The 25,432-nt window shown below is 42.4% G+C and carries 21 protein-coding genes; 4 read left to right on the top strand and 17 right to left on the bottom strand.

From position 1 onward, the window contains the following. Nucleotides 1-530: 530 nt before the first annotated feature. The 6 genes from DYA43_RS04770 to DYA43_RS04750 form a co-directional block, all read right to left on the bottom strand. Nucleotides 531-1,769: an MATE family efflux transporter gene (locus tag DYA43_RS04770; RefSeq protein WP_061056325.1), complete on the bottom strand. Its 1,239-nt coding sequence runs from the start codon at nucleotides 1,767-1,769 to the stop codon at nucleotides 531-533. Beyond that, nucleotides 1,766-2,311, bottom strand: a complete 546-nt coding sequence (locus tag DYA43_RS04765; protein ID WP_123946160.1) for a hypothetical protein — start codon at nucleotides 2,309-2,311, stop codon at nucleotides 1,766-1,768. Before DYA43_RS04765 ends, DYA43_RS04770 begins: the two co-directional genes overlap by 4 nt. Beyond that, a complete protein-coding gene (locus DYA43_RS04760) occupies nucleotides 2,304-3,092 on the bottom strand; it encodes a multinuclear nonheme iron-dependent oxidase (RefSeq protein ID WP_061056324.1) in 789 nt (262 codons plus the stop codon). The genes DYA43_RS04765 and DYA43_RS04760 overlap by 8 nt, the downstream gene beginning before the upstream one ends. Beyond that, on the bottom strand, nucleotides 3,089-4,174 hold the full coding sequence (locus DYA43_RS04755) for a multinuclear nonheme iron-dependent oxidase (protein WP_020329989.1): 1,086 nt from the start codon (nucleotides 4,172-4,174) through the stop codon (nucleotides 3,089-3,091). The genes DYA43_RS04760 and DYA43_RS04755 overlap by 4 nt, the downstream gene beginning before the upstream one ends. Nucleotides 4,175-4,218: 44 nt before the next feature. Beyond that, the gene (movA, locus tag DYA43_RS23305) at nucleotides 4,219-4,290 is read right to left on the bottom strand and encodes a methanobactin-like peptide MovA (protein ID WP_425521005.1); all 72 of its coding nucleotides are present in this window, start codon (nucleotides 4,288-4,290) and stop codon (nucleotides 4,219-4,221) included. Between the two features lie 770 nt (nucleotides 4,291-5,060). After that, nucleotides 5,061-5,540, bottom strand: a complete 480-nt coding sequence (locus DYA43_RS04750; protein WP_020329986.1) for a YehS family protein — start codon at nucleotides 5,538-5,540, stop codon at nucleotides 5,061-5,063. 485 nt (nucleotides 5,541-6,025) lie between these two features. Here DYA43_RS04750 and DYA43_RS04745 point away from each other — a divergent pair, with 485 nt between their 5' ends. Further along, on the top strand, nucleotides 6,026-7,444 hold the full coding sequence (locus tag DYA43_RS04745; protein WP_061056323.1) for a hypothetical protein: 1,419 nt from the start codon (nucleotides 6,026-6,028) through the stop codon (nucleotides 7,442-7,444). A gap of 772 nt (nucleotides 7,445-8,216) precedes the next feature. Here DYA43_RS04745 and DYA43_RS04735 read toward each other — a convergent pair. The 3 genes from DYA43_RS04735 to DYA43_RS04720 all read right to left on the bottom strand — a co-directional run bounded on the left by DYA43_RS04735 (nucleotide 8,217) and on the right by DYA43_RS04720 (nucleotide 10,879). After that, nucleotides 8,217-8,504 (bottom strand): hypothetical protein, encoded by a 288-nt coding sequence (locus tag DYA43_RS04735; protein WP_055466259.1) that lies wholly within the window; start codon nucleotides 8,502-8,504, stop codon nucleotides 8,217-8,219. Between the two features lie 394 nt (nucleotides 8,505-8,898). Then, nucleotides 8,899-10,644 carry an EAL domain-containing protein gene (locus tag DYA43_RS04725; RefSeq protein ID WP_061056321.1) on the bottom strand — a complete coding sequence of 582 codons (1,746 nt, stop codon included), beginning with the start codon at nucleotides 10,642-10,644 and terminating at the stop codon, nucleotides 8,899-8,901. Between the two features lie 22 nt (nucleotides 10,645-10,666). Further along, complete coding sequence (locus DYA43_RS04720; protein ID WP_055453625.1) at nucleotides 10,667-10,879, bottom strand: hypothetical protein; 213 nt, start codon at nucleotides 10,877-10,879, stop codon at nucleotides 10,667-10,669. Between the two features lie 762 nt (nucleotides 10,880-11,641). Between DYA43_RS04720 and DYA43_RS04715 the strand changes: the two genes are divergently transcribed. Then, nucleotides 11,642-11,905: a hypothetical protein gene (locus DYA43_RS04715; protein ID WP_020328513.1), complete on the top strand. Its 264-nt coding sequence runs from the start codon at nucleotides 11,642-11,644 to the stop codon at nucleotides 11,903-11,905. A gap of 27 nt (nucleotides 11,906-11,932) precedes the next feature. Here DYA43_RS04715 and DYA43_RS04710 read toward each other — a convergent pair whose 3' ends face one another. Next, complete coding sequence (locus tag DYA43_RS04710; protein ID WP_061056320.1) at nucleotides 11,933-12,514, bottom strand: DUF2913 family protein; 582 nt, start codon at nucleotides 12,512-12,514, stop codon at nucleotides 11,933-11,935. 601 nt (nucleotides 12,515-13,115) lie between these two features. On the opposite strand from DYA43_RS04710, the gene DYA43_RS04700 reads away from it, so the two are divergent. Beyond that, the gene (locus tag DYA43_RS04700; RefSeq protein ID WP_218016640.1) at nucleotides 13,116-13,793 is read left to right on the top strand and encodes a LuxR C-terminal-related transcriptional regulator; all 678 of its coding nucleotides are present in this window, start codon (nucleotides 13,116-13,118) and stop codon (nucleotides 13,791-13,793) included. 69 nt (nucleotides 13,794-13,862) lie between these two features. Here DYA43_RS04700 and DYA43_RS04695 read toward each other — a convergent pair whose 3' ends face one another. The 7 genes from DYA43_RS04695 to DYA43_RS04665 all read right to left on the bottom strand — a co-directional run bounded on the left by DYA43_RS04695 (nucleotide 13,863) and on the right by DYA43_RS04665 (nucleotide 21,737). Continuing rightward, nucleotides 13,863-14,936 carry an HPP family protein gene (locus DYA43_RS04695; protein WP_061056318.1) on the bottom strand — a complete coding sequence of 358 codons (1,074 nt, stop codon included), beginning with the start codon at nucleotides 14,934-14,936 and terminating at the stop codon, nucleotides 13,863-13,865. A 618-nt stretch (nucleotides 14,937-15,554) separates the two neighbouring features. Continuing rightward, on the bottom strand, nucleotides 15,555-16,166 hold the full coding sequence (gene cas6f / locus DYA43_RS04690; RefSeq protein ID WP_061056317.1) for a type I-F CRISPR-associated endoribonuclease Cas6/Csy4: 612 nt from the start codon (nucleotides 16,164-16,166) through the stop codon (nucleotides 15,555-15,557). Next, nucleotides 16,166-17,206, bottom strand: coding sequence for a type I-F CRISPR-associated protein Csy3 (gene csy3 / locus DYA43_RS04685; RefSeq protein ID WP_061056316.1), 1,041 nt, complete (start codon nucleotides 17,204-17,206; stop codon nucleotides 16,166-16,168). Before csy3 ends, cas6f begins: the two co-directional genes overlap by 1 nt. Beyond that, nucleotides 17,185-18,525, bottom strand: a complete 1,341-nt coding sequence (locus DYA43_RS04680) for a type I-F CRISPR-associated protein Csy2 (protein ID WP_162268972.1) — start codon at nucleotides 18,523-18,525, stop codon at nucleotides 17,185-17,187. Before DYA43_RS04680 ends, csy3 begins: the two co-directional genes overlap by 22 nt. Nucleotides 18,526-18,651: 126 nt before the next feature. Beyond that, a protein-coding gene (locus DYA43_RS04675; RefSeq protein ID WP_370445993.1) for an IS3 family transposase occupies nucleotides 18,652-19,784 on the bottom strand; the annotation gives its coding sequence in 2 pieces (ribosomal slippage) (nucleotides 18,652-19,532 and nucleotides 19,532-19,784; 1,134 coding nt in all). Between the two features lie 66 nt (nucleotides 19,785-19,850). Beyond that, entirely contained in the window at nucleotides 19,851-20,522 is a 672-nt protein-coding gene (locus DYA43_RS04670) for a hypothetical protein (RefSeq protein ID WP_061056314.1), read from the bottom strand. Between the two features lie 3 nt (nucleotides 20,523-20,525). After that, nucleotides 20,526-21,737, bottom strand: a complete 1,212-nt coding sequence (locus tag DYA43_RS04665; RefSeq protein WP_061056313.1) for a TniQ family protein — start codon at nucleotides 21,735-21,737, stop codon at nucleotides 20,526-20,528. A 422-nt stretch (nucleotides 21,738-22,159) separates the two neighbouring features. On the opposite strand from DYA43_RS04665, the gene DYA43_RS04655 reads away from it, so the two are divergent. Continuing rightward, complete coding sequence (locus tag DYA43_RS04655; RefSeq protein ID WP_061056311.1) at nucleotides 22,160-25,291, top strand: SIR2 family protein; 3,132 nt, start codon at nucleotides 22,160-22,162, stop codon at nucleotides 25,289-25,291. Nucleotides 25,292-25,432 lie beyond the last annotated feature (141 nt).

Raw genomic sequence — 25,432 nt, 5'->3', positions numbered from 1 at the left:
TGTATATAATGAACTTATCAGAATTTTGCTAAATTCACCATCTGGAAAAACGCGCATGCGCGTTTCCCAAACCTATTATCTAACCCATAGGTTTTATAATTGTATGACTTTAAGAACATTTATTCATATCGGAATGTGAAAACGCGCACGAAGTTGGGATAGAAATCGTCTTGATTTCAATATGACTGTATACGTGCCCAGCTTTTAGGCATTGCAAAGAGAATGGCAATATTTGTGTTAAATGGATGACAATTTGTAGGCAAGAAAGTATGCGTTTGACTGCGCCACAAACAACGAGTTAACTCTTTTTGGGGCACTTCTGTGTTATGAAGTGCCAACTGTGAAGGTTCTGGACGATTCCAAGTTAGACTTTCAAGCCTAATTGATAGGATTTAGATTTTATGGATTAACGCCCCAAATAACCGGACGAAAAATATGTGCAGCAGCAATTTTTCATCCGAGTTAATTTACGATGTTAGATATAATCACTTGTTAAATAATATACCGATAAACTTTCTGATGATTTCTGGCTATTGGGCTCTTAAGAGAGTTCCAGATTTATGTTTGATACGAAACATAAAGTAGAGCATTGAGGCCAAAGCCGCGATTAGGTTGCCGAGCCCCATAAAAAAGACCACATTAAGAACGGGATGATCGAAAGTGGTGATAAATAAAGCCCCAGGTAAACCAATAAAGATCATCGCGAGTCTAAATAGCGGTGGGAGTTGAGAAAAGCCCCTGACTCTTAACCAAGAAATAAACACTAGGGCAATGCCATCAATCGCGATCACAGCAACTGAGAGCTTTAATGCTTCTACCAACTCATTTGTCGCATTGGGCGTGTATATCTGAGAGATAGTGTCTGCAAGCACGACCAGCCCTAATGCACTCACGAGAATATAACTTAGCGTAAGTGTGAGCATCGAGTATGGTTCATCATCAGTTTTATCCATTTGAGACAACGAAATGGATAGAGATATTACCAACCCAACGTAGAGTACAGAAAAGCTGTTCATAAAGTTAAGAGCGAAGCCGAGGTAAGCCGTTTGCTCTTGGCTGTAAAGATTGGAAAATGTGAGCACTAGAATTGAAATGCCACCGGTGAAGAAGACACTAGTTAATGCTTCTGTGCGGCCAAAATTAACCAGCATTCCAATCTTTTCCTTGTTGATTTTTGGTTGAGCAATGAGGGCATGTTTTAGGCCTAAATATATAACTGGTACCAAGATTAAAATACGTATAGCCAGAGTTGACATCGATACAGCTACAGAAGCATTTTCTATGTTGGATATCGCGATATAGTTAAAAACAACATTTGCTATTGCGCTAGCAATCGTAACACCGAGTACTTTTTTTTCTAAACCTTGTGTTTCTAGTATATTGCATACCCCGATATAGATAGCTAAAGGGAAAATACTGGCAGAAAGTAAAAAATAACTCTGAGTCGCGTGGTTTGAAGCGTCAAAAAACTGGCCGACGATAAGGCTGATAAATAGTAAAACACCACCCAGGCAGACTGAATAACCAAGTATTTCTTGAGCAGTTTGACGAGCTGTGTCTTTGTTCTGTCCAATGACGATATTAATACCAATGCTTAGTACAACAGCCAATATGACGAAAACCTGTATAACTTGCGACGCCAAGGTGTAATCTTCGACTGCCATCATGTTTGTGTGCCCTAGCATGACCATGTCGACCATAGCGAGAGACAGTGCAACAAACCTTGTTGTTGAGATGACGAGAGCCCGCTTTAAGAAAGTTGCGATCATATTAAAGTTCCTAGTGACGTAGGGAAGTCGTTATCATTTTCAAGTATCCAGTACATAAAAGCCTGTTGACGTTGACTGGTTCTTAGAAACGCGTCAAGTTGATTGGTTTCGAAGTAAAAGACTTCACGAAAGTTTTCGGCTCGTAGAGACTTATTACTGCCAAATACACATGAAGGTAATGAGGTGTGACACAACACGAAGGTTTGATTGGCGCTCTTGTCATTGTATGTCCACTGAGAGCAAGCTAAGAAAATCAGCTCCTTATGCGCTTCCTCAGTGACAAGTTCATTTGAATCAATTAGATAATCGTAGAACGAGAGCGAGAGTCTCCAGTCCATCTTTTTGTGATTTACGTAGCACCAATTAACGAATCCAGCATACAAGTGATCTGAGCATAATACTTTATTTTCCTTTAAACTCGGACACCCGCTTAAGATTTGGTTGGATGATGCATCGATGATGAGAGAGCTATACAAAGCTTCTTTGTGGTTAAGATGCTCGCTAAAGAAGGGGGCAACGACAGAATTTAAGATGTTATCCATGAATTTGACAACCTCTAACATTATCGACGTCTCTCATCCATTCACGAGCGTTGAAGTTGTCATCTCTTTCAACTGAGATAGTCTGGATGTCATGCTCTCGCGCGAATTGCACAAGGTAGTCGAGTACTAACTCGTTAATACATTGATTATGTGTATCTACTAAAAACTCACCCTCCGGCCCATCTTCAAAACCTGCGATATGAAAGTGTTGGCATTCTTTGGTTAACTCATGCCAAGCCTCTTTTTTTTGACCTGTATTTTTTTCAGCTATAAATGCGTTAGAAAGATCAAAAAGAAGACCACATTGAGTTTTAGACAGGATTTCTTTGAAAAAGCTCACCTGCGTTGTGGATTGCGGTATTATCGATGGATAGTTTTCTAATAATAATTGACCATGTAAAAGACTAGACCAGTATGTTAGTTTTTCTAGGACCCACTCAGTATCTTTTACGTAGTTAACCTCTAGCATTTGGGGCAGTGCTTGCTCGTTATGATAGAACTTACCGATATGATCAGATATATATATAGGTTTTAGGTCTGCTATTAAGGTATTTATTATTTGTGCCATGTTTTTTAACTCAAGTTCATCTCTGTGAAGAAACTGAGAGTTCATGATATGAAACGCACAGGGACGCCCTTTAAGGATCTCTTTGATTGAGTTAACATCTGTCGTTAAAAAGTTATCTATTAATAACTCAACAAACTCTATATCTCTATTCTCGAATAATTCTTTTATACAAGTCAGTTCTCTTTGTCCTGACCAGTTAATGCCTACTTTCATTGTTGTTTATAATCTACGAAATCTGTAAATGATTGAATAAAGTGTATTGAATTTTTCTCAATTAGTGAATCCATGTCGTCAATTGAGAGTGCAACTCTCTTATCTACACTAACGACGTAATCCATCCACTCATTCAAAAGCTCTGAGGGTGTAATATTAAAGAAATCGGATATATCTTTGATATTCTCTACCTCTTGGTTTAATAACTTTTTTAGATAAGATTCGGCATACACTCGAGCATATTCTGCTTTGCTGATTTCACTCAGTGGTTCACTTAGTAGTTTTTTAAGTATATCGAAATCACTTTTGTAAAGATCTGTTTTTTCCGCCCAAACATCATCGCTGTGCTCTATATTGATAAAGACATTTTTATCCACTAACTTTAACTTTAAGATCTGTCGGAGTAATTCCCATACAGAAGGATGGACTTGAGTGCCGTGACCATCATGCAAAGCTCCATCTTTACCCTCGATAATCCCAGATAAGTGGATTTCTATAACGGAGTCCCAATCAATGAAGCCAATCATGGAAGTTGGATTTATATCATTGTTCTTACAGTCAATAATTAAATGAGATAGGTCGATGATAGCACCAGATCCGGACTCTTTAACTACACGATTAAAGCTCTTCCAATTCGTTATGATTTCATTTACTGAAGAGGAGTAAAAATTCGCATTTTCCAACCATACCGGTTTTTTTGTCACTTGACGCACTTTAGTCAAAAAACGAATCGCATTGTCTTCACTGCCATGATCATGATTATAGTGCGAGGAAAACCCAAGCTTTCCTATATTATCATTTCTATCACCACATAAATGAAAACCAAGGCTGATAATTCTATTATCATATTGTGTATCAATTAGTTTTTCATTGATGAAACGATCTTGGTATATCTCATTTTCGGTTATTGGTGATCTTGATATATGTAGTGATATTGGAGTGTGTTTAACTTTCTCTGGTGGAGTATTTTCAACAAATAAACTACGATAAGCCTTGAAACCAAGTTCGATAAGTTTAACTTCGTCTGAAGGATAGAGTTTTCCTGTGGAAAAGTGATGATTATAGCTACAAGCAAAATTCATAAAGATACCTTTAAGGCCCTTTATTTCTAAAGGGCCATATAAAATTACTTGTTGTAGCTACCGCAAGTCATTTCTTTATCTTTAACTTTAACTACTACTTTCTTTTCGTTTTTCATGATATTAATCCTTTATTGTTTAATTTACCTTCCTAATAAGGTGAATTAAAATTAAGTTTCTCAGGATTTTTTGTCAACATTATTCATACAAAAAAGCAACAAGATTATTGAAAGATTAAGTTTTATCTAAAAAAATTCGAATTTTATTATACAAAAACATCAAGATTGCTGTTGTTCCACAGGTAATCTAAGAATAAAAATAATATTTTCTAGTGTTGTTTATCAGTCAAAACTGGTTCAGTCGCAAACTTTAAGGCTTTGAGTAAATATTTAAACGAATTCCATTCACGCCCTAAGAAAACCAACTTTCCACAAAGTGCTCATTCATTAAATTTGGTATCAAAAAATACTTATCTATCGGCTTGATCTTACATTGGTACAAACTCACTTTGGGGCAAATTCGTGTTACCAATGGCGTCAGCCGTAACTCTGTACGCATGACCAAAAGCATGGAAAAACTCTATATACGTGGCCAGTTTTAATTAATCACTACAAGATGTCTGGAACATCTTGACCAGAATTGTGGCCCCTAACTGGCTTAAGGTTTTAGCTTGGGTTTATCTTGGTAGGGTCATAGGGGGCGGTGTGTGTTTTGATTCTAAAAGCCGACCAGATTTCAGCGTGGTTTGATAGCTATCTACTGAAAAAAGACAAAGAGTAGACGTGATTGTGAAGCTCTAATATCGGTCTTTAGCATGATAAAAGCGAGTAGCCAAATAAAATGGATCTCGCTTTTTTAATCAATTACGACGTTCGATTCGAGATAAAAATTACCCAGTAAACTCTTCAGAATCGGGACGATTGGTAAACTGCACACCATTTAAGAAGTCGCACAGCAGTTGGTCTTCACACTGTTTGTAGTTTTTGTTGTTTGGCTTGCGGAAATACGCACCAATTTCGTATTTACTTAAACTAGTACCAACCACTTCTAATACGTCCAACACATCTTCTGCTTTCATGTCTAGCGCAATGCGCAGCTTCATGAGAATCATGTTGTTGGTCAACGTGACTTCTGGCTTAGGTTGCTCGCCGTCTTTTTTTCCTCGCTTGAGGTTAATAAAGCCATTTAAGAATACCGCTAACTCTTGATCCTTCATCTTAACGCAAGATTTGTCACTTTCATCTTTTAACCAATTTGCCACTTTATCGTGAGCCACAGTGACTTCGGCCTGCCCGAAAGCTTTCATTATCTGCGCGTTTTTAAGGTTTAACGCGTGTTGGATACGACGTAAAATTTCGTTGTTAGTCACTAGGGATTCCTAAAATGAGTTCTAAGGGTGAATAAAAATCCATCAATGACATGCGATCTGTGAGTGTCTTTATTCAATAGCGTAGTTGACGGTGACTCTAACAGAGAACACGTTTCTTCGGTAGGTTAAAAATAGAAATAAGACGGCCTATTCGAACTAGTTGGCTAAGTTGGTAAGACCCCACTTTCATAGACACTATGCTGATTAGAAGAAGTAGGTCAAACCACCTCACTGTGATTTGTGAGGTAGAAGGTTACTGGTAAGGAATGGGGCAAAAGTGGATTACAGTTATTAAATGGGAAATGTTTTTCCTCATACTCTTCAACTAATACAGCTAACTTTTCAAATTCACCACCTTCAGGAGTCTCTGGTTTGGCTGCGGCCTACAGAAATCATCTCCGACTCAAACCAATGCATAATTGTTTATTGATTTGCCTGATTTATAATTTCTATCAATAACAACAATGACATGATGAGCTCACAAGATGACCAATAAGGTTCTATTTCCAGCGTTACTATTGCTCACCGCAATGTTAACGGGCTGCACCTATGGGATGCACCAGGCAATTTGGGGGCACAGTGATGAACCCACTGAAACGCCTGAAGAGATGACCAAATCCTCTCAATACGTTATCAACCGTATGGAACAGTACTGCCTAGATTCCACCAAAGCGTGGAAAGGTAATTCATGCCGCTTTACGTTCAACACACAATGGGATTTCTGGGGGCGTTCAGGAGATTGGTTTGAAGCAATGACACGCGGTATCGGTACGTTCGATCAAGTTCTTAAGGAGCACTACCCTATCGTCGCGGGTGGACACGTGGTGAGTTACTACTTTAGAAGAGGTTGGGACAGCACTCAAACTCGCTCTTGGCGATATGTCCTTGGTGATGGCTCAACGATATTGACGATCGACAGAACGTGGAAAAACCTTCCCAACGAAGTTGAAACCGCAATCGTTGAAGAGCAGATTACCTTTGTCATCGGGTTTGAATCGAGTCACCCATGCCTTAAGTCATCATCCTACCTTTCGATGAGAAAGTGTGAGGGCTTTATGGACTCACTGCACAAAACACCAGAACAGTTTCAGGAAGCGGATTTATCCCGAACAGCCGCGTCTATTAAGCGCGTTAATACCTCACTCGCTTATCTGGCAGCCAAAGGAGATAAGAGTTCCGAAGCATCTAAAACCTACAACCAGATGGTTGCAGAACAGAAGAAACGAGATAGTGAAGCGGTCAGCGCAGGTATCCGCCAAGGGTTGGCAAACTTCGATACTAGCGTTAAAACGCTGCCTACATACAGCCAATCGAATACTAACAACTATGTTCCCCGACCGAACCTGAGTAAGCAGTACGCGCAAATCCAACCGACTTACATGGATCGCATGGAAAAGAGAGAGCAGGCTCTGGCTACGATGAAAAATGCTACCCAAGCCGGAAATAAAACAACGACGGCACCATCTGTCGCGTCTGCTGCTTCAAGTCAATCGTTAACCAACGGGACAACCGTTCAGGCTAACCCAACTCAACAAACCGGTGCGAATGCTAAACCTATAAGTACAGCACGAACTAAAGACTTCAAAGAGGCGATTGCCTACTGCTGGACGCTCAAAGAGCCGAAGAGTGGCCAAAAGGACATTTGGTTCTGCCACGGCCCCATCCAAAAAACATTAGTTGCGACCACTCTCCCGAAAGCTATGGAGTTAGTCGGTTGTGATTACCCAAATGCACTGAGAAAGTGGGATTTTAAAGATGGTGTGGTTCACGCCTGTGACCTTGGTTTGGAAAACTACGATGAAGACGTCGCTAATCTCTACCAGGTACCTTCGGTCATCACTAAGAATTTGCATCAGTATCGATGCAATCTACCTTACCAAGGCAGATGCAGAACAACTCACTGAACTCAAGGGCGCTCGATTGGGCGCCTTGTTACTAATTTCGATTTCTGAGGTAGTTTTACTATGCTTCATGAGTTGCGGCAGGAAATGCATGTAGGCGTATTGTTGAGAATAACCATTGTCCTCCATTATTTTATCGATTTTAGGTTGGAGGATTTACTTTTGAGCGCTTTAAACTGCATTCATTGCACGTCCAATTTATCGCAGAGCAAATAAAGGCAACCAAGAGCGTGGTCATGTATAAATGCACTGAGCCTGGTGAGATGACATCCAGATAAAAGTCATTGTTTAGAAACTCCAACCCAAACACGAATGCAAATGCGCAAGCCAGCCCCTTAGTGTAAACATAGTGAAGAAAACCGTTGCGTCTTTGTAACAACCACTCTTGTCGCTGTTTCCTGTCCATACCTAACTCTTCCTTGAAAATTTCATAGAATGATGCGCTACAATGACAACAGCGTGAGTGTCATCGTCCATCGCAGTAAAGCCCAGAGTCTGCGTTCAAGATGGTGACACTCACGTGCTGTGCTGTGCTGTGCTGTGCTGTGCTGTGCTGTATATTTTAGTTTCTGCGCTGGTTGCACACAGCAAAGAATACGGGCTTTCCCGGTTGACGATACGCGTTCGCAGCAACGGGGACGACTCATTACGCGACTCCTCCCCCTACAGAGCAGTAATATGACCTCTGTGGCACTCGGCATTTATGTTAACTCGGGCCAGAGAAGTACGTTAACGGAAACACGCTAACCATAGCAGTACCACGGTGATGGTGACATCATTCATCTTCAGTCACATCGACTTTCTCTTCCAGGTCTCTGATTAATGCATCAGCAATATGCTCAGCCGTAAACGCGAAGATATTCAGCTCTGATGTTGCTAGCATCCCTTCAACCGGTCGCTCGAGATGAAAAACCATATCCCAGTATTGATAGTCAATCCAAAGCTTGAGCCAGTCATTCGTCAACTGTAAGCGAGCGCAGACCGGCTTATCGTCACTGAGACGAGTCTGCATATCGTCAATCGTCGCGATGATAAACTGTCTGGTATCGTCACAAATGAGCATCACACTCTTTCTCCATTCTAAACCGTGAGTGCTAGAAAAAGAGTAGTCAACGAACCGAAGAATTGCTTATGGCCTGTCAGGGTCTATTTGCTCAACGTTATTTTCAACCCTCCTCAGGTGGAGTTCTCATTTAGGAGAGCGGCTATGTGGCAGGTTCACTGCTATCGGCGTTTCTGCAAAGTACGCAGTACTGCGAATCACCATACAATCGACGCGCAAACACCAAGGCCATCGTCCCTGATGGGAATACGCCCAAATAGATTCGGCTTTCTATTTCAGCCTGCAGAGCACAGCCCAATCGGTGAACCTCATGGTGCCCTTGTGAATTCACACATTTATTTACGTAATATCGATTCATCCCTGACTTCCAGCACAACGCAAACGAAAGACAACGCTACAATTTTAGCCGCTTTAAGAGATAGTGTGTAATGTCCGTTTCCGTCACCAAGCCTTTATAGCGATTATCGGTGACCAAGACGATGGGCAGAGAAAGCGCGCTCTCTTTGAGTAACGGGAGCACATCCGTGAGCAGCGCCTGTGCGTCCATGATGGTCAACTGCGTGTTCATCATACTGGCAACAGGCTTATTCCAGATGCCCGCTTCTTTCATGGTTTCATGTTCAGTTCCCATGGCCGGAGTCAGATGAAGATTGAGCTGAGCTTTGTCCACCAATCCGACACATTCCCCTTTGTTGATAACGGGGATCACATTAATGGCGTCGGGTTTTAAGTATTCGTTAGCCAGGATGAGCGGCTCACCGGGGTCTAAACGAGGCAGGCTTTTGCTGGCAATATTGAGTAAGGTGATGGCTTCTTCATCCGCATCCGAGCTATCCGTCAGGCCATCGGCATGCAGCTGTCGAAGTATCGTCTCAAGCTGTTTCTCTGCCTCCTGCAGGTCGCCATAATCAACCGGCTTAGCAAACAGGTACCCTTGCATATAATCCACCCCCAGGTAAGACAGCAAACGGGCTTCGTCCGGCGTTTCGATACCTTCAGCAATCACCTCAACGTCCAGGCGGTGGCATAGTCTGACCAACAGCTTAATGACCTGGTAGTATTCCCCGCGCTCATGGCTGCGTTCAATCAGCTCGCGGCTGACTCTGAGGTACTGAAATTGCCCTTGGCTCAATAAGTCAGCCAGTCGGAATCCCTCGGACAAGTCGTCCAGCGCAAACTGTACGCCCCGCTGACGAAACTCCGGGAGTAGCGTTGAGACATCGAGCGTTGCCGCAGGGCTTTTGACTTCATTCATGTCGATGACAATGTGCCGTGGCTCGACCTGCTCCTGCTTCGCAAGCAGCACCATGCATTCCAGGACTTCGGACAAACTCTGTTGGGTATTCGGCGAAAGATTGAGATTCAGGAAACGGCCGGACTTTTTCAGCCACGGTGCACACTGGGAAAACGCATTCTGGTACGTCAGTAAATCCAACTCTGAGATGAGATTTAAATCCTCAGCCAGCCCAATCAGCTCCGTGGTTGTTGCGTTAAGCGCTGCGTCCAGGTTAAAACGGCACAGCGCCTCATAGCCTGCCACCGCCCAGTCCTGACAATGTATAATAGGTTGGTACTGAACGCCTATCGCGCCTTTCTCGATGGCATCTCGTACAAGGTCCTCTAACAGCACGTAGCGCTTAATCGTCAGTTGCAAATCGGTATCGTAGAACTGTATACGGCTTTTGTGCCCGGCTTGCTGAGCCAATGTCGCCTGAGAAGCATGCACGACGGCCCTTTTCATGGAGTGGGTGTCCTTCCCCAACACCGATACACCAACTTTCCCGGAAATTAAAAACCGATACATGCGCTCATCGGCCTGCTTCACTTCAGAAAAGAAATGACGAATGCTGAAATGAATCGCGCGGGCCTGGTTCTGGCTAATGCATATCGGTTCGCACACGTAGACCAACAGGAAACTCTGATTCAGATTCCCGACCACCTGAGCACTTTTCACGGTTTGCATGACTTTGTGGAAAACGTCAAACGCTCTGGGATCCAGACTGGCGGGCTTGATGGCAAGCACCAGCGAGATGTTCTGATATCGTGCGGTGTGCATTTTGGACTCCGCCGCCGAGATAAAGGCAGCCTGGCCCATGGTGCGTGACGATTCGGATTGAGTTGACGTTGATACGGGGGCCATCAGTGACTCCTTCGTTCTGCTCTCAGCCGCAAACTTCCATCGCGAGCTGGTGACGTAAAATTCGGACTTGTCGCTCTGCCGAGAGTTTCAAACTCCACGCCAGTTCGTACACTTCCTGAGAAACCTGACCTTGAAGATAACGGTGCTGCGTATGGTTATAGCTGGCTTCGAGCAGTGCCAGGCGTTCGCAGGCAGCATGGTATCGGTCCCAACTGTCAGCATGGCTGTGCATCATGGTTCACCTCTTACATCCATGTCGGTCGTGAGTGGTTATGCATGACTGTAAACGAACGGCATTCTGTTCGTAAATCAATTTTGGAAGAATGGCGAGAGAACTGTGCGCTTGGTCATTGAAAAAAAGAGCCGCCAAACGGCGGCTGCTTTGAGGTTTTATCAATCGTGGTAGTGAATAGAGGTTGGGTAGGGCCTCTATTCCCTCAGTATAGGCAAACGTGCATGACACGATGAACGGAGATGCGGAAATGTGACTCATGTCCTAATGACTCTGGTGATACAAACCGCGCGGAACATGGGTTCGTTAATTGGTTCAACGGCGATAGTACCAACTTAAGTTGCAGTCAGGATTAAATTGGCAGCCTTGCCACACCGCATCGCACCTTTGAGTCAGTTCGCGCAACAACCGATTCGCGCCGGACAGGCTAACGCTCCCGGACATCCCACAAAGCTGGCATTGCTGGATAAAGTCTCTCGTGCAAAAAGCCGCGGGATACCGAGTGTCAGGCGCAACCAGCGCCTGAATAACCAGCAGCGCTTCATGGTAGACTCTTTCTTTCATCTCAAATCTCTCACATTGCATGAGCACTTTTTAAAAACCCACCGCAACGTTGGCCGTAATACTGAGGTGGACAATAGAGGCAGGATACCCACTTAAGGGTAGTTCGAGAGGACCTACTTGTCAGTTTTACAATCATGGCGTTGATTATTCTGCAACTTTGTTTTAGTACAGGACATTCACTGAACAACCCCAGAGAAGCGCATGATTGTTAACTTTTATGAAGTGGCGCCCGATGGCTCGCTATCTATCCGAAATCGAATTACGTCTGTCGACAATACCACTCCGCTATTGCCGAAACTGGATGAAACGGTTTTCTTCAAGGCACCCAGCGCTGGGTGTTATCGGGTGGCCAATATCGTCCATATTGTCGAACAACCCTCAGATGAGCCCACTTTTGCTCGACTCTCGGAAGTCGATGTTCATTTGGTGAAAATTGAAGATATTTCACCAGACTATGCGATTTAGCCTGAAGACGTTTTTGCGCCTTTAGCGTCAACCTCTCAAAGGATGCAGCAACAGATGAAGCTGCTGAGTGTCAGCGTTCCATTCCTTGGTTTCCGCAATAAAGCCACCATGTTCATTCACCACAGACTCAAGTCGGTGCGCTTGGTCCGATTGAAGCAACATCGACAGCGGTGCCACTTGCTGCTTGTGGTCGTTGAAGCCGTGTTGGATTTGCTCTTCCAGCATATAGAGGATGTCCGGACTCGGTTCTTGTCCTTCAAGAAAGACTTCGGACTCTACTCCCAACCTCTCATTCAGATACAACAATAAAGCATGCAACTTAGCCATATCGGTCGTATTCGTCATAGTCATGCTGTCATGTAGACCTAAAAGCTTGGCTTCTAAATTGCCGTTAGAACTGCGCCCTAACTGAATCATGGCTTTGATGTCCTTTTTGAACTGATGACCGTGCCGCGCGTTCAACTTGTGCTTGAGATAACGAACCAATATGTCGTTTCGCTTTGAGACAGGCACAAACCGAGGTGTCGCGGAGACTTCCATAAAAAGATGAAGCAATGCATGGCACACTAACGCTGCCAGTTGTGAGTAGTAATCGCTATCGTGTTTCATACGCGTTCGTAAGAGCCAAAGAAGCCCTCATTTAACCCCCTTTTACTCGCAATAACAATGCACCATGCCGCTGGCTTTCAGACCGCGTGACGTGACGGCTGCTCTCACTCTTTGTCCTGAAGCTGATAAGCATAATGTGGCGTATTGTTATTTCTAATACTAAAGTTAAGGTATACAGCGACTATGTGAAGATTCGCGATGAACACAAAGAATCAGTTGGCCCCGACCTTCAGCCTCGATGGTCTTCAGTACCATTTCTCTCTGAGGGGTGAAACCATACTCTCCATCGACAGCAACGCTATCAGTTACGAGCAAGCGGAAGACATCTACATTGCTCTTCTTAAAGCCATGGAGATATCGTTAACGCAGTATTGTCCTGATTTGGACCGCGCCTTTCAAAGGGAGTGTCGGGCGAGTTTAACGTGCGATTAAGGCCGTGAATGCCATAACCAGGCGATGACAACACGGACGCCCCCTCTTTCCATGGGTGAGTGTTTTATTGCTACGTTGACGGTTATCACAATTCGCCACATCCCTCTTGAGACACAAAATCATCGCGTTAGAGTAATAGACAACGTATTGCCTATATCGAAAGGTACCCATGAACTATCCAGGCATCCAGAACGCCCTGCTTTTTTCAGAAGAAAGCCTTACGTCGACCATGCTCAAAGAAACTCTGGAGCGAAACCTTCCTTTGTCGGTTGAGTTACAACGTTTCAGCCAGTTGAGCATCGAGAAAAGTACCTGCGCAAAATACATTTTTATTGATTTTGCCCACATTACGGATGAGTTCGAGAACAACTACTACAACATCAAATATCAGATAGGATTACACGCCAAAGAAATACTGATTAACTGCCCGAGAGACATCAGCGTGGCGTACTTATTCAAGTGGCCCAATTTGTATGGGGTGTTTTATGCCGATGACTATATTGACAAGATTTTGCAAGGTACCCATAAAATCATGCAAGGTGAGATGTGGCTGTCCAGGCAACTCTCTCAGGACTACATCCTACATTTTCGCAGCAATATCCCTGTGCTCTCCAGCCGAATGCTAGGCGCCGTGCTGACCAAACGTGAGCATGAGGTCGTTAAACTATTAGTGAAAGGACAAACGAACCCTGAAATCGCTGAGCATTTTGGCGTAAGTCTGAATACCGTAAAATCCCATCTGCACAACCTCTTCAAAAAAATCAACGCGAAGAACCGGGTTCAGGCCGTCATTTGGGCAAAAGATAGTTTAGGGCTGGATGTCCCCTTCGATGACAGGATAACTTGAAACATCGAACGCCCTTTCACGGCGTCAAGAATAGGTTTTAAGTGGCTTTTACACTATAAAAACGCATCGTCATGCCTTGATATTGTAAAGGAATTCAATGAGGTCTGATTGAGTCACCATACCTTTAAGTCGGTTTCTATTATCGACAATAGGTATATGGTGATACCCTGATGTTAGAAGAGGAATCGTTCGCGCGATATGGGTATCCGTACGCATAAACACTGGCGCTGCATTCATAAATTGGCTTACCTCTTTCTTGGCTTTTTTCTTTGCGTGCAGGTAAAGCGCGATAAATGAGTCAAACTTTCTATTCTCAACACTTCTTAGAAAGTCAACCAAGGAAAATATCCCCACAAGCTCATGCTCATCATCAACCACAGGTAAAGCCGTATATTGATTCTGCTGAAGTAGTTCCAATGCTTTATGGATAGTGTCATTCGGCTGCAATGTTATCAACCGGCTCGTCATTACATGTTCACAAGTCAATTTTTGATGCCGATGTTCCAGCGCAAGTAAATGAGTCTGTTTGAAAATATCGTCTAGCGTTCTCTCGTCGATATCGAGCCACTCATTCCTCGTTGCAATGGTTTCATGTAACTCACTAAAAAAGATAGAGCTTTTGTTGTGAGCGAGTGTTGATGTTGAGCCTGATGACTCTTTTTTAGATGCCCTGTGGTTGAGGTACCAACGGTAAAAATAGCCACAGATGATAAGCGGGATAATATTGAATAATACCGGGTCTAGAAGAAATGAGAGTCCCATTGCTGGCTGCGTACTTTGGCTTATTGCTGGCACCAGTGCTGTGGCCACACCTGGCGGATGAACGCACTTGAAAATAACCATCGTAATAATGCTCAGCGTTATCGTCGTTAAGCAAAGTATTGTCGCATCGTCTATCAAAGATGTAAGACATACACCAACTAATGCCGGCAGCAGATGGCCTGCCAAAACAGGCCAAGTTCTCCCCATTGGACTACTTGGCACAACGAATACGATTGTAATGGAAGCGCCTATCGAAGCGATCATCAATGGCGTTGTGGGCAGGTGGTGCATTAGGGTCGCAAGGTATGAAACGATAGATGCCGTTAATAAAACTGGCAGAATCAATGATAGAATTTGTCTAATTTCGTTTTTTATGAACATAAGATAATGATTACATTAGCAAACTTAGCACATCATATAATTGTGATTTAAGAAAGTTTACAGATTTGTTGAGCAATAAGTTGGGCATTCTATGAGATGTGTAAATAGAAGTGAAGTTAACCCGGAGACACGCAAGCTGCCACGTATCGAGCAGGTCGCTTTTGGAGATCTCTGAATTACATGCATATCTAATTTAGTATTTAATGTATTACAGGGCGTATTGAAAATAACTCTAACCTAGTGAGCATGTTCACTATGCTACAACAATATAAGTAAGACGATTGAAGTTGGCTTATTTACCGCTAGCCCAGCGGATATGGGTTGCTTACTTCCTGATCTATTCTTGGCCGCCTACTCGGCGGAACACTGATAGTGATTCTGGTTCTGACTATCTCTTTTATTCTTAGCCGCCTACTCGGCGGAACACAAGCTGCCAGTTTTGCGGCAAAAAAGCTCCAAATTCTTAGCCGCCTACTCGGCGGAACACTATAAATAATAGGCTATAACTGACTGAAGTTACTCACTATCTACTACTTTCATACAAAATATCCTTTCTTTCTCATACCTTTCATAACCATCTGATTTAATTAAACTAGTTGTCTTTCAATAAAAATAAGGTCAAATAGTGGCAAGCGGGACAGTTCCTCTCCATTGCTGATTTGACGCAAAGCCATAGCCATTAAAATGCTGCTCTATTTCTGCTACCACTGGATATTGCCGTTGTATATGTAAAACGAAGTCATGTCCTGATGATTTACTGCTGATAGGTATTTCGTGGAACAACTCAAACTCCCGTTCTTCAACTGAGATAGGTGTGAAAGCATGTCCAAACTCTTCAGCACGTTTCATTGCTCGTTTAATTCTTCGTTTTTTCGAACCATTGAAGATTTTTTGAATTGTTTTATTGAATACAAATCGAACTTCCTCTGCGTCATCAGGGACAGCCTTAATATCCGAAATTTCAAAGAGATTTTCATTCACCATTCTAGAAAAGTAAGGCTGGTACGATAAGCCAGTGAGGATACTTTCATTGGTCGATACAAAAGTAATCACATTGCCAACGGTTTGTTCATTCCACACAGGAAAGCAAATACCGACACTATTTTTGAATGGCTTATTGCGTTCATGAGAAAGAAAGCCATGCATATTTGAAATACACCGACCTGCCAAGAGCTCATTATCAGCATAATCAGGAACATATCTAATAGAGAAATAATATCGTGATCCCATTACTCATCCTTCTTGCCTTTCTTGCTTGCACCACTGAACACACCGCCTTTAGCTAATACTGCCATGATAAAGTGCACGTCATCTGGAATCAGATTCGTTTCTCGCATCGATTCAACGTAGCTTTCAGTTTTTACAACCAATGAGTAAAAGTCACGTTTCAGTGAACTATGCCGCCTTGCGATTACATATTCTTTGTCTGCACCATATTCGTTAACTCGTAGCGGTTTATCGGCATTTTCATCCCACCAATCATCGATTCGTTGAATCGCGGCTCCAACTTTCTGCGAATGAAAGGCTGCTGACTCTTCGCCATTGACAGTTACCTTGGCCAACTGTTTAGTTGGTTTACCTGCTTCCTTCACATCTAAGAATTCTTGGCTTGGGTATACCTCATCACCCCAACCAACAGACAATTTGGCTTTAATATCCATGTTAAAGTAGCCCGAACGATCTGATAAAGCTTTAGTTAGATAATCGGTAAGCTCATCTAAGGCTGTTTGAGAAGCAATATCCCAATCTCCATACCAGTCTAGAAATCTAACATCAGCAATTTTCCATTTTTGAGCTTCTGTAATGACTTGTACCTCAATGTTCCGGCAATCTCTATTACGCTCCCAAACCCACGTCGCCATCAAAATATTTTTAGCGTAACGCCTTGCCAGTTCCTGATATCCACCCAATTCCTTATAAACCATAGCAAGGTCACTGAGAGTATCTCTGACCTCATTATCAACACATACTTCTGGTGATAACGAATTAGCTCGAACTCTTAACGAGAAAGCACAATAGATATCATCTACTCCGGGTGGCACGTAACACTCTTCAATGAATTGTGGGTTTGAATAGGAAAGATCTTGAGGGGCAATATTTTTGGATTTGAAATTACCCGAGAAAGCTTCTGAATAGCCACTTTTGGGTGCTCGTAAGTGAGTCCGGTCTATCTGGAGTGGCCGCATCTTATTATCCTCATCAAGATAATAAAAATATGCTTTGCCTGGTGATAACGAGCGAAGATAATTTAACTGACTGCAGAGTTCCATAAGCGGTTAGATCCTTTTTTTATAAGGATAGTCTGCTCTGTCACTTCCAACGACCAAAACACCTGTTCAAAAAAGTGATCTCTTCCGGCAATTCTTACTTCGATTGGACTAACCCGTTTCGCTAACGCAATGTTGTTTTCCGCATAACAATGCAAGTTCGTCAATGCTCCCTCTCGTTCCTGGGGTAGCTCAAGAAAATGAAAGCCATTTGCTACAGGAATCAACGAACCGTCATTAGACAAACGTTCTTGTAGCTCCATCAGATTTTGAGGCTGAAAAGAATATGGTGATAGCCAAGTACCATAGCCCGGTAAACCTTTCACCGCTTGGAACAGATCTGACTTACTTACGAAAACTCTTAACCAATCAATCCCTAAAGAAGTCTCCGGTTGAAACAAAGTACCACCGGCAAAGTTAGTTGGTAATGCGGCTCTTAACTGGTTTAAATAATCAGAGAGACGTTGGTCACTTTCTATTGTAATCACAATATCAAATACCAAATCAGAACGGTCTTCACGAATGATCGTGGTTCTCTTAACTGGTGAAATACTCCGCGCTTTAGCTATTACACTGGGTTCGGTCAGTTTTGCGCTGGTTTGAACTGATTCATCACGAATAAAAATAGCAAAATCTTTAAACTTTAACTTTCCTTCCTTATCAGGTAGTAGATCTCTTAATTCTCGTTGGTAGCGATGAACAAATCCAAACACCGCTGTTAATGACGGTGCACCTGATAAATATGGACAACTCAACGCTGCGGCATCAAATACCCTCATCGATGGAAGGTAAAGGTACTGCACGGTACTATCGGAAGTGGCAGAACACGCAGGTTCAGGACGACTTAGCTGAGTTAGCACCCATATGAGCTCCGTCTTTAACACTCGCATCAGTTTTGGATGGTAGGCAAAACGAGAAGCAAAGCGATTATTCTGTAAAGCAAAGTGCAAACGCTGATTTAAGCTCGTTGTAAGATCTAAAAAATCGAACTCATTGATTGATAAGAACCGCTTCACCAGTTCATCATCTGGCCCATCAACAATGCTTATTTGTTCTGTGACTGAACTGTCACGTAGTTCGATGAGCGGTAGTAACCACCGGGCGATTTGTTTACGTATGATTTTCAGTTGATATTGGCGAACATGTATTTGCGCTTTGCGGGTTTGCGGTTGTTCAAAACCTGTCAGATGAGCCAATACATTACAGGTTCTTTTTGAGGTTAATTGAAAATCATCAAAGTAGCGGTTGGTTCTACTGCGGCTTGCACTGAGTGTTTGATGTCGATTCGCTGTTACATCAATCGGATAGTTGAGCACGTCCATGTCCCCACCCAGCGCACCGCATAAGTTCCCGATACTAGCTGAATGCGGGAAATTCATAGTCTTAAAGTGAAGTGAACATGAATGTTGACGAGACAAGACAGAGAGTTGCTGACCTGCCCCCGAGAACTAATCCAAAACTTCATTAGTAATGCTTGTTAAATTACCACTGTTTCGTGCCGTTCTTGTTGTCGCTGCAAACTCAGAAGGAGTTAAGTAACCTAGAGCTGAGTGGGGGCGATTTTCATTGTAATCCATTCGCCAGAGGCTGATTAGGTCACGAGCATGACTCAAATCCCTAAACCAGTGCTCGTTTAAACATTCATCTCTGAACTTACCATTAAAACTTTCAATATAAGCATTTTGTGTCGGTTTTCCTGCCTGGATTACTTTTAAAATCACACCATGCTGATAAGCCCATTGGTCGAGCGCTTTCCCTGTAAATTCTGGGCCTTGATCCGTTCGTATCGATGCTGGATAACCGCGAAACGCAGCGATAGACTCCAGCGTGATCACGACTTCATCTCCCGAGATCCCCGTAGCAACAGGAATATCTAGGCACTCCTTTGTGTAATCATCCACAATCGTCAGGCATTTAATCCGTCTGCCGTTACTGAGCGCATCCATCACAAAGTCCATCGACCAAGTGTGATTTGGTACTGAAGGAAGCAAGAGAGGCTCTCGCTCAACACACTGTGATTTTCTACGTCTCCGTTTGCTGACCGTTAAGCCTAATTCGCAGTACAAGCGATAAACTCGCTTATGGTTAACATCAAAACCTTCTCGCCTCAGAAGGCGATGGATCCGACGATAACCGAATCGACGTCGTTCCAATGCCAGCTCTTTTATACGAGCCTGAAGCTTATCATCCTCGCGATTAGCTTGAGGTTGATATCGCAGTGACGCGCGTTGAATACCGACGAGTAGACAGGCTCTGCGTTCTGAAAGCTGGGTGCTTTTCTGAATGACTTTAACAGCCTTGCGCTTGTCCTCGACGGTCAGTACTTTTGGCTAAGAGCGATTTTAAGTGCTTCTGCATCCAGCAGTGTCTCAGCCAGCAGCTTTTTGAGCCGAGCGTTCTCGTCTTCCAGTGCCTTAAGGCGACGGGCTTCAGAGACATCCAGTCCTGAGTATTTTTTGCGCCATGTGTAAAACGTCGCATCCGATATCCCATGCTTGCGGCAAAGCTCTCTGGCGGGGATACCTGCTTCCGCTTCCTTTAAAATGGCAATGATTTGTTGTTCATTGAATCGCTTTTTCATGTTCATCATCTCCTTGGTTGGATGAACATTACTAAGTGTAGACTGGACTAGATTAAGGGGAGCAGGTCATTGCTGCTGTATGGCATGGCTAACCACAGGGGTTACTGATAAGTACTCACCCTTCCAAGGGAAACGGAGCTGCTTACTATAGCGATTCACTTCGTCAGGGAAATACGCAGACGGTAGCTGACGTTCAATTAGTTCTTTAATCTGCAGTTGTACTTCGGGTTTTAATCCTATATCAGCTAAAAGCTCCAGCCAAAAATGCTCACCAACACGAATGAGGTTAAGCAGATTCTCCACTCTTCCACGCCACCGGAACTCATTTAATAACCAAATAGTATGTTTATAAACGGCGGAATTGTGCGCCCAGCCATAAACTCTGTTTAATGACTGACTAGTGAGTGTTGGTATCTCGCTATACAGTGGCATCGCTATAATTCGTTGCTCAGAAACTCTGCAATCAGGAAACTTAAGGTTGTGAGTATGAAACCACTTAATTTCGTGCTTAGCCGTTGTTAGATTATCTGAATTGACGAAATAGCCCATAGCCCGAGATAGATCGAGCCAGTCTTGAGCTTCTGGTTTACTCAATGACAAATTGAGTAGCACAATTAATGCCTGTTTTTCATTCCCATCAATTTCGACTGGTTGTGTATAAGGCATGAATGCCTTTTTGATTGCTATAAATCGGAGCTTTGAGTCTTCAATATCGATTAAATCTTGCAAAGTCGACATAGCTTACCACTCTGGCAAATAATGGTTTAGGCCATCGGTTTCACTGCACATTCTGGAAAACTTAAGCTCGATAATGCTACGAAGAGTGAAAACTGAATGATGGTTTTCAATTTTAGTGTGTAATTTGGGCGTGAGCTGCGCTTTAAGCTCTCCAAACTGGTAAAGGCGATATATTTCATCCGTGCTGCATGAAACTAGTGTAGACGCTTCTAACGGACTTACTAACACATCACCGATGTTAGCTGTCCTGTCTCTGGGATAATTAGCGACCAACCTACTGAAATACTGAACTATGCTCTGCAAAACCGGATTCTTGCTTAGCTCACGACTCGGAAGATTTCTGCACTCTTTAAGTAAAGGACCAAATACTTCACCAAAGTAGGTTTTACTCCAAGTCCGGGTTCGCACTATGTCAGCCTTTAGCACAATTGAGTCTAAATCAGCATCAAGTTTTTGCGGCCAAGTTTTACAACACTCAACAAAGTTGTCGAAACTAATCTCATCAAGTTCACTATATCGGTTTATATACCAAAGCAGAAAACCATACCGACTCGATAGAGTCAGTTGCTGACTCATTAAACCAGGTTCTATGTACTTTTCGCCCGCTAACCATCGCGCAACAATAAACGTAGAGTCACTTTCCTGCTCTGGTTCAATATTCGTCAAAGATAGTCCGCATTCACAATGTTCTATCAATTCTGATGATTGGTAATCAAACAGCTTACCGCATTCAGGGCATCGCTGAACGAGTTGACCATGGTGTTTATGACAAGCTTGGTAGGGAACAAAATGCCACAGTTGACGAATATAAGGTGCTTCATCTAAGCATTTGGGGCAAACAGGTATGAAACGTTTTCTTAGAAAGGCTTGGGGATAATCGACCCCATAGCGATGCACAGCTTTGTAATCAGAAGAGAAATTCGCATTGGAATGAGCAAGCGCTAATCGCAAAATACCAAAATCACTAAGTTTCAATCGCCTTTCTAAATCTATAAGTACTCGAACCCGCATTTGGCTCGTTGTTTGAGCCTTATAAATGTTGATTCGACTGAGTTCGAAAGGGAAAGCGCCAGAAATAGCTTGATGTTGTTGTATCGTACTCTGCCAGATATCTTCAGCAAAATGAGAGAATCGCTCATAGCCTTGATACTTACTTAAGCGTAGTAAGAAGCTTTCGAGAGATTCATCAGGGTAAACTTCAATTTCCGTATCCATGGGCAACCAAAAACTTAGATAGTCTAAGTTTTAGTATGAACTCTGACTTAGCAGATTTCAAATGTGCATATTTGAAAATTGAAAGTGCTCCCAAATCATTTATGCCCCAAGACGTGTTTAGAGCGCATGAAACCAACATGAGATTTATTTGTGCAACAAGCTGCTGCACAATTAGGAAATTGCCTGCTTCATCGAATGTCCAACAGGCTGTTGCAAAAATCACTATGAAGCACTTCTGCCCCATTATGTGCTGGAGCAAAAGCTATAAACACGAGAATCAATACCTGCTTCTCTGGATGGTGTGTTTGTTATGTGTTTGATAGTAATCTTGTTTTACAGTGATTTTGTTTGTTTTTAGTTGAACTTTAACTATTCATCTATATAACATAAAACTCTCCCCCCTAGTTTTTGCAGAGTGTGGCATGTTAAGAGTTGTTGAAAAAGATGCATTAGCGAGCGTCATCGAAAATAGTGACAATGACATAGTTGTTTTGTTTGGTTCTCCATTGTCGTATGACTCATCTACTGGTGACGGAGTGCCAAATGTCAATGGTGTAATGGAACTTGTAGAAAGTGTTCTAAAGGAGAAAAAACTACTTGATAAGTTTAATGATTTACATGGCCACTCTCGTGATGGGGAGCGCTATCAGCAAGCTTTTACGTTCTTAGCTGATTATACGAGCCCAAATACTGTCAATGGTATTATTCGAAGGGCTGTGCTTAAGGCTTTTAATAGAGATACATCTTCAATCGATTTGAATGATACCAACCAATTATTGGGGCTTCAGGAAGAGCTAGATAGCTGGTGTATTCCAGAGGCTACATCGGCTTTAGCTAGGCTTTTGGTTAGTAATCCTCGTTTTTATAACACAGTTCTAACGCCTAACTTTGATCCGTTGTTGGCAGTTGCTTTGTCAAAGTTGGATTTTAAACCGAGCCAAACTGTACTGCACGGCGATAGCAGTTTGGAACAGTATAGGCCTACAGGTCATCATATTGTACACCTTCATGGACACTGGGTTGTTACAGATACTCTTCATACCCCAGCTCAGTTAACAATCGACCGCCCTAAGCTAAAAAATTCCTTAGCTCATCTTCTAAGGAATAAAACACTACTAGTCATAGGGTATAGTGGTTGGAATGACGTTTTTACTCAAGTTCTTTGTGAGCTAATGAACGACACTAGCGCAAATATCGATATTGTATGGGCGTTTTTTGAAAGTGATAGTGAGCTTATTACAAGTAAATACTCAGCTCTTATTGATGCAATGCATCCAGCGATACAAAGAAATAGATTTAGAGCTTATGGTGGAATTGACTGTCACGCTTTTTTAAAGGAGCTATCGGAGACAGTCCCTCAGAATGATATTGAGATTAAAGAGGGTGATAATGTAGAAGGAAAACAGGACTCACAGAAAGAAGAGCAAATTTTAGAGCAGGTTAGTGTAGAACTACCTATATGGCGAATGCCGTTTCAGCAAGCACATCTCCATATTCGGGGGGTGGAGAAAGAGCGATTAGCTGAATTATTAGAATCTAACCATGTTGTAAATGTGTGTGCGGACTGGGGCTTGGGTAAAGAAGAGTTTATCCAATCATTTGTATACGATATCAATTCTCCATATCATGGCGTGCCTACGTTCTATCTTGATCTGGAAGGGGTAAAGGACAAGAAGGAGCTACTTACAAGAGTTGAGAGTATTTACGGTTTCGGACTTCAGACACTTGTTAGCTCTTTACCTAACTCACGTTCAATCTTGTGTATTGATAATGTTGATTCGCTCGTAAATGGAGCTAAAGGTTATGCTGATGTCCTTGAGCCTATTGCATCATTGTTTAGAGATTATAGCCCTTCAACTAAATTACTTGTTTGCTCGAAACAACCGATAGTTACGTTATGTTGTTTAACTGTGCCTAGATTAGAAGAATATGACATTCGAAGTTATGTTAAGCATCATGAAAAAAGAGTGGATACATCGAATGAAAGGGTAATGGAGCCCTTAGTGAAGCTTTCTCACGGAGTACCAAGCCTTTTAGATAAATATATTGATGAACTAAAACTTTTTTCTATTGATTCAGTTTATGAGTCTCACTACACCCCAGAGTCATACAAGCAGGATACAGACAATAGGTTTCCACCCGAATTAGTAACTAGAATCGAAAACCTCAAAAACAGCGATGATCCTCATGGAAAGTTAAGTTTAGAGCTTCTTACGGTGTTATCCATATTAGAGTATGGCGATTGTTTCACAAATTTAAAAAAAGCTAGTGAACGCTCTGTATTTAAGTCTTCTCACGTAAAAGAACTCAATGGCTTAGAGCTAATTGAAACACTGCCTATTGATAGTGGTTATTTTAGCAAAGGTGGGATCAACGGCGAAGACAAGATTATTACCTTGCCAATTCTCGTTAGACAGTATGTGTATGCCCAGCTAACAACAATTGAAGTTTATGAAGTAGTAAAACGGTTAGCGGATATTCATTTAGGGAATCAATGGAGAGTTGGACGACTAAAGCTTTGTACTTTTGCTAAACAGCTTTTGAAGAAAAGCTCGAAAACCGTAGGTAGTACAAGAGTGATTCTAATGCACTTGCTTCGTTGTGCTGTCGAGCTCGATGTAGAAAGGGACATTAATGCAGCGGTTAGAATTTGTAAATCTTATTGTCATCTACTATCCAAATATAAGAAGCATCAAGAAGTAATCAGTTTTTGTGAAGAGCTCCATGCGATTGCTAAAGAATCTGACAAAGTAGGGTCTTTTGCACATTTCAACTACTGGGAAGGCAAATCGTTACGATTAGTTGATCTCGATGAGCGAGCTGGAGAAAAACTACAACTGGCGTTGGAAGAAGATGATGAACTCAATCGTGCGCAAAGGGTTTCGCTGTACTTGAATTTAGCATGGTACTATCAGAATGAGGGCGATTCTGATAACGCGAATCTTATGGTGGATAAAGTTCTAGATTTAGAACCCAAGCATAGGAATGCAAGGCTAATTAAGATTGAACTAAGCGGCGTGGACGACATATCTGGTCTCAAAGAGCTGGAACTAAACGCAAGAAATAATAATTCTATTACTTCTGCAAATAATACGGCCTTAAAACTAGCTGACTTAGAAGTTTCAAATCAAGCAAAGCTTGGCTGGCTGAACAGAGTCATTAGAAGTGTTGGAGACGAATACAACCAGTATAGAGCAGTTGTAAGGAAAGGACGGCTTTTAATTGATCAAGATGAAGGGGAGCTATTGACTAAAGAAGAGCTTCGTATAGTCATGGCATGCTATATCTACGGTTTTTCACAGAGAGTTCAAGGTCTATTTAATAGTGCTCATCGAATTCTTTGGCATTCTTTTTACCAGAATCGTGACTTTGTTCCGATGCTCAACCTGTACAGGCAAAGCTCTTTATATTGGAGAATATATGATGATTATAAGAGTGAGCAGATGTACAGTGAACGTATAGCCGATTTGATGGCAAGGTTTTTGCCTGATGATATAGATATTAATCAGCATCAATATGTTGTTATAAGGGTTCGGCAAGTAACAAAAGTATGACTTGTGAGAGAAATTACTTTTCTAATAATATAATGCAATCATACGCCATAGACTTGTGGCGTATGAATCTATTTAGCTATTACCTAGCTTAAAGTAGTGACAGTTTTTATGTCTACACTTGATTACATTGATGACTAGTCG

This window comes from Vibrio fluvialis, assembly GCF_900460245.1.
Taxonomy (GTDB): Bacteria; Pseudomonadota; Gammaproteobacteria; order Enterobacterales; family Vibrionaceae; genus Vibrio; species Vibrio fluvialis.
Note: the sequence above shows the minus strand (reverse complement) of the source record. Positions and strands in the feature narration are given on the sequence as shown.